The sequence below is a fragment of the Stenotrophomonas sp. 05L44_2 genome (assembly GCF_056665995.1).
Genome location: NZ_JBFTNR010000104.1, coordinates 1 through 11,685, shown reverse-complemented (window position 1 = coordinate 11,685; position 11,685 = coordinate 1). Strand labels below are relative to the sequence as shown.

General features: G+C 68.2%; 13 protein-coding genes. 7 read left to right on the top strand and 6 right to left on the bottom strand.

Features of this window, described 5'->3' with window-relative positions:
• Positions 1-122: 122 nt before the first annotated feature.
• Positions 123-1,001 (top strand): DUF4097 family beta strand repeat-containing protein, encoded by an 879-nt coding sequence (locus AC1VAN_RS05635; protein WP_032977119.1) that lies wholly within the window; start codon positions 123-125, stop codon positions 999-1,001.
• Positions 1,002-1,050: 49 nt separating this feature from the next.
• Here the strand turns inward: AC1VAN_RS05635 and AC1VAN_RS05630 are convergent, their stop codons facing one another.
• From AC1VAN_RS05630 to AC1VAN_RS05620, 3 genes are all read right to left on the bottom strand, one after another.
• The gene (locus tag AC1VAN_RS05630) at positions 1,051-1,233 is read right to left on the bottom strand and encodes a hypothetical protein (RefSeq protein ID WP_025879072.1); all 183 of its coding nucleotides are present in this window, start codon (positions 1,231-1,233) and stop codon (positions 1,051-1,053) included.
• Positions 1,234-1,244: 11 nt separating this feature from the next.
• Positions 1,245-1,538, bottom strand: a complete 294-nt coding sequence (locus AC1VAN_RS05625) for a YkgJ family cysteine cluster protein (RefSeq protein WP_051501656.1) — start codon at positions 1,536-1,538, stop codon at positions 1,245-1,247.
• Between the two features lie 230 nt (positions 1,539-1,768).
• Positions 1,769-3,130: an Hsp70 family protein gene (locus tag AC1VAN_RS05620; RefSeq protein ID WP_025879074.1), complete on the bottom strand. Its 1,362-nt coding sequence runs from the start codon at positions 3,128-3,130 to the stop codon at positions 1,769-1,771.
• Positions 3,131-3,309: 179 nt separating this feature from the next.
• On the opposite strand from AC1VAN_RS05620, the gene AC1VAN_RS05615 reads away from it, so the two are divergent.
• Complete coding sequence (locus AC1VAN_RS05615) at positions 3,310-3,645, top strand: zinc ribbon domain-containing protein YjdM (RefSeq protein ID WP_025879075.1); 336 nt, start codon at positions 3,310-3,312, stop codon at positions 3,643-3,645.
• Positions 3,646-3,652: 7 nt separating this feature from the next.
• Here the strand turns inward: AC1VAN_RS05615 and AC1VAN_RS05610 are convergent, their stop codons facing one another.
• A complete protein-coding gene (locus AC1VAN_RS05610; protein WP_442252108.1) occupies positions 3,653-4,810 on the bottom strand; it encodes a tetratricopeptide repeat protein in 1,158 nt (385 codons plus the stop codon).
• Between the two features lie 229 nt (positions 4,811-5,039).
• Between AC1VAN_RS05610 and AC1VAN_RS05605 the strand changes: the two genes are divergently transcribed.
• The 4 genes from AC1VAN_RS05605 to AC1VAN_RS05590 all read left to right on the top strand — a co-directional run bounded on the left by AC1VAN_RS05605 (position 5,040) and on the right by AC1VAN_RS05590 (position 7,724).
• A complete protein-coding gene (locus AC1VAN_RS05605; RefSeq protein ID WP_282280591.1) occupies positions 5,040-5,642 on the top strand; it encodes an HD domain-containing protein in 603 nt (200 codons plus the stop codon).
• A gap of 49 nt (positions 5,643-5,691) precedes the next feature.
• Positions 5,692-5,871, top strand: a complete 180-nt coding sequence (locus AC1VAN_RS05600) for an oxidoreductase-like domain-containing protein (RefSeq protein WP_033832209.1) — start codon at positions 5,692-5,694, stop codon at positions 5,869-5,871.
• The gene (locus tag AC1VAN_RS05595; RefSeq protein WP_480985419.1) at positions 5,868-6,485 is read left to right on the top strand and encodes a DUF998 domain-containing protein; all 618 of its coding nucleotides are present in this window, start codon (positions 5,868-5,870) and stop codon (positions 6,483-6,485) included. The genes AC1VAN_RS05600 and AC1VAN_RS05595 overlap by 4 nt, the downstream gene beginning before the upstream one ends.
• A gap of 96 nt (positions 6,486-6,581) precedes the next feature.
• Positions 6,582-7,724, top strand: a complete 1,143-nt coding sequence (locus AC1VAN_RS05590) for an AcvB/VirJ family lysyl-phosphatidylglycerol hydrolase (protein ID WP_480985418.1) — start codon at positions 6,582-6,584, stop codon at positions 7,722-7,724.
• Positions 7,725-7,753: 29 nt separating this feature from the next.
• Here the strand turns inward: AC1VAN_RS05590 and mprF are convergent, their stop codons facing one another.
• Positions 7,754-10,318, bottom strand: coding sequence for a bifunctional lysylphosphatidylglycerol flippase/synthetase MprF (gene mprF / locus AC1VAN_RS05585; RefSeq protein WP_480985417.1), 2,565 nt, complete (start codon positions 10,316-10,318; stop codon positions 7,754-7,756).
• Positions 10,319-10,510: 192 nt separating this feature from the next.
• Here mprF and AC1VAN_RS05580 point away from each other — a divergent pair, with 192 nt between their 5' ends.
• Positions 10,511-10,858: a RidA family protein gene (locus AC1VAN_RS05580; protein ID WP_025879081.1), complete on the top strand. Its 348-nt coding sequence runs from the start codon at positions 10,511-10,513 to the stop codon at positions 10,856-10,858.
• Between the two features lie 83 nt (positions 10,859-10,941).
• On the opposite strand, the gene AC1VAN_RS05575 is transcribed toward AC1VAN_RS05580, so the two are convergent.
• Positions 10,942-11,316 carry a hypothetical protein gene (locus AC1VAN_RS05575; protein WP_025879082.1) on the bottom strand — a complete coding sequence of 125 codons (375 nt, stop codon included), beginning with the start codon at positions 11,314-11,316 and terminating at the stop codon, positions 10,942-10,944.
• Positions 11,317-11,685 lie beyond the last annotated feature (369 nt).

The window sequence follows — 11,685 nt, the reverse complement described above, 5'->3', positions numbered from 1 at the left end:
CGCAGGACCCGCGTGCGCCGCACCTGCTTGGACAGCTCAAGCGGACCTATGCGCTGCGGCTCGAACTGACCCGGCAGGCGGCCCAGGCCGCCTCCGGTCTGACAACCTGAGGAGACCCCCCGATGCGAACCCTTTTCCCTCTCTGCGCGGCCCTGCTGCTGGTGCCCGCCATGGCGCTGGCCGATACACGCGTCGATGAACGCCACAATGTTGCTGCAGGCGGCCGCATTGAACTGAGCAACGTCGCTGGCAAGGTGACTGTACGCGGCTGGGACCGCAATGACGTGCAGCTCACCGGCACGCTCAGCGACGGCCTGCAGCTGCGCCAGGAAAAGAGTGCCAACCGGGTGCGCTGGGAAATCGAGTATCCGCGACGCGGCAACAATGGCGGCGCCACCTTGACCCTCAACGTGCCCCGCTCGGTGGAGCTGCTGCTGAGCACGGTCAGTGCCGACCAGGACATCAGTGGCGTGGACGTGCGGCGGCTGCAGGCAGATACCGTCAGCGGCAACCTTGCCGCCGCCGGTCGTAGTGGCGACAGCGTGCTCAATACGGTCAGCGGCAATGTCACTGCGCGGTTGCAGACCCCGCGGCTGGACGTCAACACGGTCAGCGGCCGGATCGAGGCTGGCGGGGGCGTTTCCGGGGAGATCGGGGCGCAGACGGTGTCTGGCCGGGTAGGCGTCGATGCCGGTCGCATCCAGCGCCTGGTGGTGGAGACGGTATCCGGAGGCATCGACCTGTCGGCGACCGCCTTGGCACCAGGCGGGCGCATCAACGTCGAGTCGGTCAGTGCCTCGGTCAGCCTGCGCCTGCCGCGCACGGTGTCGGCGCAGCTGTCAGTGAACAGCTTCAGCGGGTCGATCAACAGCGACGCCGGCAAGGTGGAGCGGCCGCGCTATGGGCCGGGCAGCAGCCTGGATGCGCGGCTGGGCAGCGGCGACGGCGATATCCGCGTGCAGTCGCACTCGGGTAGTGTGCAGGTGCGCCTGGACCGCTGAGCGCGGCCCGGCAGGCCGCGGCGGCAGCGCCGCCGCGGTCGGGGGAGGGTCAGCTGGCTTTCTTCAGCGCCCAGGTGGTACCGAGAACTTCAATCTTGCCACCGCTCTTGCGGAACGCGGCCAGGTCGGAGGCGATCGAGTCGCTGTTGACCACGGTGCTGGCGGATGCGCCCTTGCGTTCGCTGCGGATGCTGTTGCTGGCCTTCGCGGGGGTCTTTGCCTTGCGGGGCATGGTTGCTCCTGTCAGGTGGAAGGGGAGGAAAGCGCGCAGGATTCAGCCTGGCGCAGGTAGTCCTGCCGCTCGCGGCGGCAGTCGTCGCCGCCCATCGAAAACTGGCGGCAGATCGCCGGGCGCTGCGAATAGATCGTGCAGCGCAGGTGATACGGATCGATCGCCGCGCACCAGCCTTCCTCGTTGCGCGCCATCACGGCACGGCCGTGAGCGTCGCGCGACAGGAACTGGCCGGGCACGTGGTCGCCGGGCTGCAGCAGGACCGGCAACCGGCAACAGACCGCGTCACAACGGCGGCAGTCGATGGGTGCTGGTTCAGCGTCAGGTTGTACGGCCACAGGGGCCTGGCGGGTGCCCAAAGCGGGTCTCGATGGCGGCTCGGGTAATACGCGGACCATGATCGAGCCAGAGGGCATGGTCGCCAGACCCGCTGGGCGGGTCAGGCTGCACCATGGGTACACACACCGGCGAGGCCAGCGGAAGGTGCAGCGGTTTTCTAGCCGGCCAAGGGTAGCTCAGACCGCGTAACGTTTTGTTAATCCCGGCTGGCTGCCGCCAGCGCGAGGCCCTGGACGACCCCCAGCGAGGGCTCGCCGTGCACCATCCGGGCGCCCGGGAACGCCTCGGCAGCGGCCTGCCGCAGGTAGCCGGCGCGGGACATGCCGCCGGTCAGGAACACCGCGTCAGGGTCGCCGCCGATGTCGCTGCGGACCTGGGCCAGCAGTTCGCGGATCTGGCTCAGGTAGCCATGGGCGGCGGCGGCCAGGCCGTCGGCGCTGTTGTCCACGTGCAGGTCGCGGGCGATGTAATCCAGCGTGCTGCGGTGTTCGCTGGCACCGCTGAGGGCGATCTTGGCGCGCTCGACATCGCGGTACAGGCGGGCGGTGTTGCCGGTGTCCTGCAGCGCCTGCAGGCGCGCGCCCCACGGCGCGTCGACGTTGTCGTAGTTGTGCTGGCGGAACTCGCGCTGGCGGGTCATGTCCTGCACGGTGGCCGCTTCCACGTAGTGGTGGGTGGGCACGCGGGTGATGCCGCGGCCGAACAGCGGCATGTAGCCGGAAAGGCTCAGGGCCAGGTCGATATCGGTGCCGCCGCGGGCAATACCCCAGGCACGGTGGATGCGCGGGGCCTGGCTGCCGCCCACTTCGGCGTGGGCGATATCGGTGGTGCCGCCGCCGATATCGACGATCACCGCCTGATGGCGATCGCGGCTTTCAGCGTGGTAATGCATTGCTGCGGCGGCAGGCTCTTCGAGGAAATCGATGTGGTCGAAACCAGCCTGGCCGGCTGCTTCGCGCAGGATGTCCAGGGCCTGGTCGTTGCCGGCCTCGCCGATCGAGCTGCGGAACTGCACCGGGCGGCCGAGCAGGGCGCTGCGCAGCGGCTGGCCGAGCTGGGCGCTGGCGGTCAAGCGGATGTGTTCGAGGATGTGCGCGGCAATGCCGGTGATGGTCTGCCGCGCGCGTGGGTGCAGGTTGTAGCCGAGCATGGACTTCGGGCTCTGCACGAGGTTGCCTTCGTGCTCCTCGAAATACGCTTCCAGCGCGTCGTCGCCATAGACGGCGTTCTGCAGCAGGTCGCTGGCGCTGCGTTCCTTTCCGGCGCGAGCCTCCATCCATTCCCGGCGCAGGGCGCGCAGTGCCTCGCGGCGCAGGGCCTGTGGCGTGCGCTCCTGGCCAGCGGCGCGGGCTGCACGGGCGGCGCTGTCGATCAGCTGCTGCAGTTCGTGTTCCTGCCCGGCGTCGAGCTGAAAATCGTCCGGGTCGGGCACCACGCCGGGGAAGTACACGCTGGTGCGGAACTGCTCGGCCTCGCCGAAGCGGATCGGCAGCAGCTTCCCATCACGCACGATGGCGGCGGCGGAGTTGCTGGTACCGAAGTCGATGCCGAGGCGCATGGGGAGGTCCGGGGACGATCAGGGGCCGCGCACTCTGCTGGAGTTTGCCGCGCGCTGCAAGTTCCGGTGCCTGCCTCGGGCGGGGTGGGGCGAGGTCCGGTCCGGACCGACGTCGGAAAATGAACGAAAAGGCAGGGCGGTTACAATGGCCGCTGTTGATTCATTTTGAGGTACTTGCAATGTCTTCTGTTCCCGCCTGCCCGCAGTGCACCCTGGAAAACACCTATGCCGATGGCGCGCTGTGGATCTGCGCCGACTGCGGCTTCGAGTGGACGGCCGAAGAAGGTACCGGTTCGACCCTGGTCGTGCGTGACAGCAACGGCAATACCCTGCAGACCGGCGACACCGTCACCGTGATCAAGGACCTGAAGGTCAAGGGCTCCTCAATCCCGCTCAAGCAGGGCACCGTGATCCGCAACATCCGCCTGGTCGAAGACGATGCCGAGCACATCGAGGGCAACTCGGACAAGATCAAGGGCCTTGTGCTGAAGACCTGCTTCCTCAAGAAGGCCTGATCGCGCCTCAGCGCTTGGCCTGCTGCGCCCGCCAGCGGGCCAGGCTGTCCAGCTTGGCCTGGTAGCGTGCCTGCTGCGTTGATCCGCCCAGTTCCTGCGCCCGCAGCAGTTCGCGGTCCGCACGCTGCAGCCGGCCCGTCAGGAAATACACCCGCGCCAGGCCGAAGTGGAACTGGTGCGCGGTGTCGTACAGGCGCACCGCCCGCCGGTAGTACGTGATCGCCTTGTCCAGGTCGCCAGCGCGTTCGGCCTGGGCACCCTGCATGTACTGCGCGAACGGGTCCTCGCGCTGCACCGACTGCAGCTTCTTCTGCATGGCTTCCGCCTGCGCCGTCATGCCCAGCTTGCGATAGAGCGCACTGGCGTTGTTCAGCGCTGCACTCTGGCGTCCGTCCAGGCGCAACGCCGTGTCCAGCGCCGTGCGGGCCGCCTGGTCATCGCCCAGGCGGTTGTCGAGCACGCCGATGTTGTTCCATGTCGAGGCGAACTCCGGGTCCTGCCCCAGCGCGGCATCGAAGAAGGCACGTGCTCCGCTCAGGTCGCCATCGGCCAGCTGCTCCGCGCCCCGGTTGTTGTAGTAGTGCGCCAGCGCCCGTTCACGGCCAATCGGTTGCGGCCCGTGGCGGTCGTACAGCACGTTGCGGTCCAGGTCGACCGTACCGTAGCGGCCACCGACATCCACGCCGGCGTTGACGTGCCCGACGTTGTAGACCACGCCCTGGTCCTGGTCCTGGTACCACGACACCACCTGGCCGACTTCCTGCACCCGCGCCTGGATACCGGCCTCACGGGCGAGGGTGACGAACAGCAGGGTGAAGGCGAGGCAGTTGGCGCGCTGGTGCTGCCAGATCTCGCTGACGGTGTAGGTCGCATCGGCGTCGTACTGCAGGTCCAGGCCGTGCTGGCTGAAGATCATCTCCACCAGCGCCTGCAGGCGCTGGTCGCGCGAGTAGCTGCGGCTGATCACCTGCTTCTGCAGCATCTCGCGCATCGCCGGCGGGATCGCGAGCACCTGTTCGGGTGTCGGCACGCTGGCGGCGGTGACCTTTACGGTGGAGATGGTCGGGATGGCGGGCGCAGCGGCTGGAGCATCCTGCGCGGACAGGGCTGGCGCGCCGAGCGCGAGCAGTGGAAGGAGAAAGCATCGGGCGGCAAGACGGCGCATGACGGTTTCCGGCAGCGGCGGGCGCTCCCGCCTGCGGCCAGTGTAGACCCGCGCGTGGCGGTCCGCATCCACCGGCGGTCAGCGCTGCGCTTCGTCCACAGCCGGTGTGGACCAGCACGCGACAAACCTGTGGACAACTGCCCTGCGCCCTTGCCCGGCACGGGATGTGAGTGGCTGGTGAAAAAACAGCCAGCTTGCCCGGCGGTGCCAAGGGCGGGATCATCCCTGCATGGACTTCGCCCCGCTGACTCTCGCTCCCGCGCATTGGCAGGCACTGCAGGATGCCTATGCGACGCCACCGCGCGCCTACCACCACTTCGGCCATGTGCGCGCGGTGCTGCAGCATTGCCAGGAGGTGGCTGCAGGTCCGGGCTGGCAGCAGCTGGCCGAGGTTTATCTGGCAGTGCTGTACCACGATGCGATCTACCAGGCCGGCCGCAAGGACAACGAGGCCAGGTCGGCCGCGCTGGCCCTGCAGGCGATCGCGGACTGGCCCGAGCTGGCATCGGTCGATGCCGGCCGGGTCGAGCAGTTGATCCTGCTCACCGCCCGCCATGGCGAGCTGGGCCCGGCCGATGTCGATGCCGAAGCGGCGCTGTTCCTCGACTGCGACATGGCGATCCTGGCGGCACCCGAGGAGGTGTTTGCCGCGTATGACCGCGGCGTGGCCGAAGAGTACAAAGGCGTGGTGCCGGGCTTCCTGTACCGCGCCGGACGCCGCCGCTTCCTGCAGGGGCTGCTGCGCGCGCCGCGGATCTTCCTCAGCGACTTTTTCGACCAACAGCTTGATGCCGCCGCACGAGCCAACCTGCGCCGCCAACTGGGCGCCTGAGCGCGCCGCTACACTACCCACCTGCCATTGCGTGGTGTTGTTTGCAGCCGTGACCGTCTCCGATACTCCTGCCGATCCCCGTCCACTGCCCCCGGAAGAACCCGGTCCCAACGAGTGCTGCGGCAGTGGCTGCCCGTTGTGCGTGCTCGACCTGTATGCCGAGGAGCTGCAGCGTTACCGCAAGGCGCTGGCTGAGTGGCTGGCACGGCATCCGGACGCTGGCCCATGACGCGGGCGCGTCCGGCCGCGACGCTGGCGCTGGTGGCACTGCTGTTGTTCGTGGCGACCGCGTTGTGGACGCAGTTCGCGCGGGCCGATCTGGATTGGGTGAAGGCCACCTTGAGCCTGTACCTGCATGGGCCGTGGGGCCTGGCGCTACGCAGCGCCTACTGCCTGCTGGCACTGGCCATCGCCGTGCTCGGCATCGCGTTGTATCGGCACAGCGTGGGGCCGCGGCGCAGCGCAGCGGCACCGCTGTTGTTCTGCGTGGCTGCCGTTGGCCTGGCCACCGTCGCCATCGGTGACAGCTGGCTACCCGCGGCAACGCCGTTGCTGGCGCCGTTGATCCACGGCCTGGCCGCCAATACCGCCTTCCTGTGCGCCAGCGTCGGCATGCTGCTGCAGGCCTGGTACCTGCGCCGCGAGCCGGGCTGGCGAGGCAGTGCGGCGCTGTTGTGGGGCTGGGCCTGGCTGGCCTTCGTGCTGCTGTGGGTACACGTGCTGTGGCGCGGTGGCCCACCGCGTGGGCTGGGGCAGRAACTGGTGATCGCGGTGATCGTCGGCTGGCTGCTGTGGTTGGCGCTGGCGCTGTATCGCCGCGGGCGTGCCGCCGGCACCCGCTGAATCAACCACCTGCCCGATTGCAGGGCGCCTGTACCGGTACGTGCCGTGCACGCAGCAGCGGCGTATCGTGTGCGCATTCCAACGGGATGCGAAACGATGCGTGCAGGGCTGGGCAGGGCGATGGGACTGGTGTTGGCGCTGGCGGCGGTGCCAGCGGTGGCGTCAGTGCAGCAGGTCAGCCATGGACGTTTCGATCAGGTGCCGGTGCATGTTCCGGCCGGGGCACCGCAACGGGTGGTGATCTGGTTCCATGACGGCGCCGATGCCGATGACAGCCGCATGCCGATTGAAGCGCTGCGCGCCGATGGTGCACTGGTCGCATCGGTGGATGTGGCCCACCTGCGTGGCGTGCTCAAGCGCGAAGGCAACAGCAGCTGCGCGTTCGGCGCGGGCGATGTCGAGAATTTCTCGCGTTGGGTACAGGCGTTCCTGCATCTGCCGGGGTATCACCTGCCGTTGGTCGGCGGCAGCGGCGAGGGCGCCGAACTGGCCTATGCACTGGCAGCGCAGGCCGACACCCAGGTCTTTGCCGGCCTGCTGACCTCGGGATTCTGCCCGGCACATGTGCACGAGCGCATGGTCTGCGGTGATGGCGTGAAGCACGACCGCCTGCAGCCCAGCGAACTGAATTTCCCGTGGTTGAACGCGGCCGGCGCGTCGGGGTGTTCGACCAACAGCGCTGGCCCGTTCGTGCAGCAGGTTGCAATGGCGCGTGAATTCAAGCGCACCGCCGCTGGCGATGCGACACCGGGGCTGGTGGCCGCCGCGCGGGTGATCGGCGCACAGGCCGGGGTCGCGCTGGCACCGCCGCCGGATGCCCTGAAGGGGCTGCCGGTAGTGGAAGTGCCGGCGCAGGGCAGCGGTGACACCTTGGCGGTGTTCGTTTCCGGCGATGGCGGCTGGGCCGGCCTGGACAAGGACGTGGCCGGCGCCCTGGCCGAACATGGCGTGGCGGTGGTTGGCATCGATTCGCTGCGTTATTTCTGGAGCGAACGCACGCCGCAGGGATTCGCTGTCGATCTGCAGAAGATCATCGGCCACTACCGCCAGCAATGGCAGCGCGACAAGGTGATGCTGATCGGTTTCTCGCAGGGTGCCGACGTGCTGCCGGCCACCATCAACCAGCTTGATGCAGGCACCCGCGCCGGCCTCGAACGCATCGTGCTGCTGTCGGTGGGCAGGAATGCCGACTTTGAATTCCATGCCCGGCGCTACCCGTGCGGACGATCCATCAGGTAGCGCCGGGCCATGCCCGGCGGATCGGGGCGTCAGTTGCGCCGCGGGTCCAGCGAGATCAGCCGCGTGGCATCCAGCAGTGCAGCCGGCAGGTGCATGCCGCCGGGCGCGGCCAGGTAGCGCGGTCGCCACTGCGGATCGAACTTCGACTTGAACCTGCGCAGGCCGCTGAAGCCATAGAAGCGCTCGCCGTGTCGTGCGAGCAGGCCGGCCAGGCGGTTCCAGCGACCGGCCAGGCGGTGCTGGGCCAGGCCGGACAGCGGTGCCATGCCCAGCGAGAACCGCGCATAGCCCTGCGCGCGGCCCCACAGGAACAGCTCGATGAACAGGAAATCCATCGTGCCCTTCGGCGCATCGCTGACATGACGCATCAGATCCACCGACAGTTCGGCGCCTGCCGGTGCCTGCCACAGGTTGGCAAAGGCCACGATCCGACCTTCAGCTTCGACCAGGGCGATCGGGAAACGCACGAGATAGTCCGGGTCGTAGCTGCCCAGCGAGAAGCCTTTCTCGTCGCCTGACTTGTCCTCCAGCCAGGCGTTGGAAATCGCATGCAGGCGTGGCAGCAGGGCAGGGATCTCTTCCGCCGGTGCTACGCGGAACGACAGCCCGCCGCGCTTGCCGCGGTTCCAGGCTTGCCGCAGGTCGGCACGCTCGCGGCCTTCCAGACCGAAGTCGTGCAGCGGCACCATGGCCTCTTCGCCCAGCTTGACCAGGCCCAGGCCGAGATCGAGATAGGTCTGCCAATACGCCTCACCCACCTGGTAGAACACCGGGCGCAGTCCGAGCCGGTCGGCTTCTTCGCGGAAGCGCCAGATCAGTGCGCGCGCCACCTCCGGTGGCCCGACCGGATCGCCCATCGCGATCAGCGAGCCGCCGTAGCGCTGCATCATCACAAAGCCCTTGTGCTGCTCATCGCGCAGCACCGCCTTGTCGGCAGTCAGCACCAGGCAGGCCTGGGTGTCGGTGGCACCAGCCAGCACGGGTGCCAGCGCCTGCAGGGTTGCGTCGTCGGCAGGCGGCAGCGGGCTGCGCGTGCTGTGCAGCAGCCGCGCCAGGCCGAACATCACCAGCGCCATCGCCACCAGCAGCAGTGCACGCAGCGCGCGCGGCGCATTGCCGGACACGGCGAACTGCCACCACAGCTCGTTCTGGTATTCGACGTGGCTGTAAGTGAAGAACAGCAGCCACGTCACCGCCACCAGCACCAGGCCGAGGTTGCGCAGCCATGGCCACGACCAGGCTTCGTCCAGCAGCGCGCCCTGGCGATAGAACTCGCGACGTGCTGCCCACAGCGCCATCGCCACCAGCAACGCCGACAAGGCGATCAGCGGTTGGCCACCGCGCAGCCAGATCGGCAGCGGTGCGATCACGCAGATCGCCATCGCCAGCATCCAGGCCGCGTGGCTGCGGCGGGCCAGGCCTTGGCCGATCAGCAACAGGGCGACGCCGGCCAGGCTGCCGATCAGGTGCGAGGTTTCCAGGATCGGCAGCGAGGCATTGATCAGGTGCCGTCGCGGTGTGGGCAGGGTGCCGTCGATGACCAGCGCGGCGCCGACACTGAAGGCGGCCAGCGCGATGATCTGCGGCAACCACGGACGCAGCGCGTACCAGCCGGCGCGGGTGGCACCTGCGCTGGCCTGCAGCGGCTGCCGCAGCGCGGGCGCCAGGGCCAGCACAGTCGCCAGCAGCAGCGGCAGCACGTAGTAGCTGACGCGGTAGATCAATGCCGCCGCCAGTACTGCAGCCGGCGCCACCTGCGGCAGCAGCTTCAGCAGGCTCCACTCGAACACGCCAAGGCCGGCCGGTACCGTCGACACCAGGCCGGCCAGCACGGCGACCAGATACAGGCCGACGAAACCGGGCAGGCCGGTCGGCGTGGAATCGGGCAGCAGCACATAGAACGCGGCACTGGCCAGGACCAGTTCAACCACGCTCAACACGGTGACCCCGAGCATGGTGCGCCGGTCGGGCAGCCACAGGCCATGGCTGAAGATGCGGAACTGGCGACCGTTGCGGCCGACCAGGACGAAGGTGGCCGCATAGGCGAGCAGCGCGACGATGCCGACCACGCGCACCGCGCCGGGGTCCAGCGGCAGCGCAAGCGCGGCAGCGGCCGGCTCCATGCACAGCGCAACGCCGATCAGCAGCCACGCGCCGAAGATGAAGCCGAGCGTGCTCATCAGCACCACCTGGCCGATCTGCGCCAGATCCAGGCCGGCACTGCGGTAGCCGCGCAGGCGCACTGCGCCGCCGGTGAGGGCGGCAAAGCCCACGGTCTGGCCCAGGGTGTGGGCGAGGAAGGCGGTGATGCCGATCCGTGCCGGGTGCACGCGGATGCCACTGCGGCGCAGGCCGATCGCATCGAAGCCGATCAGGCAGGCGTAGCTGGCCAGGCCGAGCAGCACGGTCAGCGCGATCTGCGCAGCGCTGAGCTCGCGGAAGGCCTGGCGGATGGCGCGGTAGCCATGCTCGTCGAATTCGCCGGCCAGCYCATGCAGGGCCAGCGCGAGGATCAGCAGCGGGACGACGATGGTGACGACCCGCTTCCAGGTCGGTGTGGAAGGGGAGGCAGTGGAATCGGTGGGTGCGGTCATCGGCGCAAGGGTGCGTCAGAAAGGGCGAGGGCGGTGTCAACGCAGGCGTGGCGCATCGTGCGCCTGTCCACGCCGTTTGACCAGCACTGCCGCTGTGCTGGTGGTGGCGGTATCCAGTGGCCGCACCGGGCACACACTTCCAACGCCGGCTGGGTGAGAATGCAGTCCAGACCACCCGCAGGAGCCACGCCCATGATGGAGCGTTACGACGTCGGACCGCGCATGTCCGAGATGACCGTGTACAACAAGGTCGCCTACCTTTCCGGCCAGATTCCGGAAGACACCAGCCAGGACATCACCGGCCAGACCCGGCAGGTGCTGGCCGAGATCGACAAGCTGCTGGCGCTGGTGGCCAGTGACCGCCAGCACGTGCTGCGTGCGGAGATCTTCCTGGCCGACATGGCCGATTTCGAGGGCATGAACAAGGCGTGGGACGAGTGGGTGGTGGAGGGCGCGACCCCGGCCCGCGCCACGGTTGAAGCCAAGCTTGCGCACGCCGAATGGAAGGTTGAGATCATCGTTACGGCGGCAGTGCCGTAATGAGCGGACAGGGGTCAGACCCCTTTTCCTCCGGAAAAGGGATCTGACCCCGTTTGCCGGGGAAGCTGACGCTGCAACATCCGTTACAGCTGCGGCTGCAGTCGTGTGCTTGCCTGCGTGCACAAGGCAAGGCAGGCCAGCATCAGGCCTTCCATGACCCGGTCGCCGACGTACTCCTCCGGCGCGCCGTTCTGCCGGGTGCGTTCGGCGGCCAGCAGGACCTCCTGCACCACGCGCAGCCCGGCCAGCGCGCAATCGGCATCGGCCAGCGCCATGCACCGGCTGGGAAGTTGATGCCGCTCCGGCCACGGCTGACCGTCAGCGGCGGCGCCGGTACCGATGCGCCGCAGGGTCGCAACCAACGTGGTGGGATCAAGCGCTGGCGACGGTTCCGTGTCCTCGTCGGCGTCTGCCGGGCCGAGGTAGGCGTGCAGATGGGGGAAATCCGATGCGTTCATGGCAAGGCTCCGTGCAGGACAGACGGTAGCCGCCACTCAAAGGTGGCGGACGGAGACGTGGCTCGAAAACCGGGACGCAAGACGAAACCGGTGGACCCGAAAGCCCCCACGCTCCGCCCGCCATGACCGGCAGACGGATTGCCAGCCGGCGCCACGCAAGGTGACGCCGGCTGGCAAGCGTAAACAACATCTTGCGTCGCGGGTTTTCGACACCCGGCCACCCTTTTTCGGCGGCTCACCATCTGTAAACCCGTCGTAGCGGAATGCCAATCAGACAAGTTGCAATGCCCGCAACGTCAGGAGGTTTCCGGCATTTTTGCATGCTGTTAAGCCGCCTCGAACGCAGGTGGCGCCACGGTCGCGATAGAC

What these genes read in the sequence shown, in the direction of transcription:
- AC1VAN_RS05615 (WP_025879075.1), top strand. Translation starts at nt 3,310, where the DNA reads ATGTCTTCTGTTCCCGCCTGCCCGCAGTGCACCCTGGAAAACACCTAT.
- AC1VAN_RS05620 (WP_025879074.1), bottom strand. Translation starts at nt 3,130, where the DNA reads ATGCGCCTCGGCATCGACTTCGGTACCAGCAACTCCGCCGCCGCCATC.
- AC1VAN_RS05575 (WP_025879082.1), bottom strand. Translation starts at nt 11,316, where the DNA reads ATGAACGCATCGGATTTCCCCCATCTGCACGCCTACCTCGGCCCGGCA.
- AC1VAN_RS05605 (WP_282280591.1), top strand. Translation starts at nt 5,040, where the DNA reads ATGGACTTCGCCCCGCTGACTCTCGCTCCCGCGCATTGGCAGGCACTG.
- AC1VAN_RS05590 (WP_480985418.1), top strand. Translation starts at nt 6,582, where the DNA reads ATGCGTGCAGGGCTGGGCAGGGCGATGGGACTGGTGTTGGCGCTGGCG.
- AC1VAN_RS05630 (WP_025879072.1), bottom strand. Translation starts at nt 1,233, where the DNA reads ATGCCCCGCAAGGCAAAGACCCCCGCGAAGGCCAGCAACAGCATCCGC.
- AC1VAN_RS05610 (WP_442252108.1), bottom strand. Translation starts at nt 4,810, where the DNA reads ATGCGCCGTCTTGCCGCCCGATGCTTTCTCCTTCCACTGCTCGCGCTC.
- AC1VAN_RS05635 (WP_032977119.1), top strand. Translation starts at nt 123, where the DNA reads ATGCGAACCCTTTTCCCTCTCTGCGCGGCCCTGCTGCTGGTGCCCGCC.
- AC1VAN_RS05580 (WP_025879081.1), top strand. Translation starts at nt 10,511, where the DNA reads ATGATGGAGCGTTACGACGTCGGACCGCGCATGTCCGAGATGACCGTG.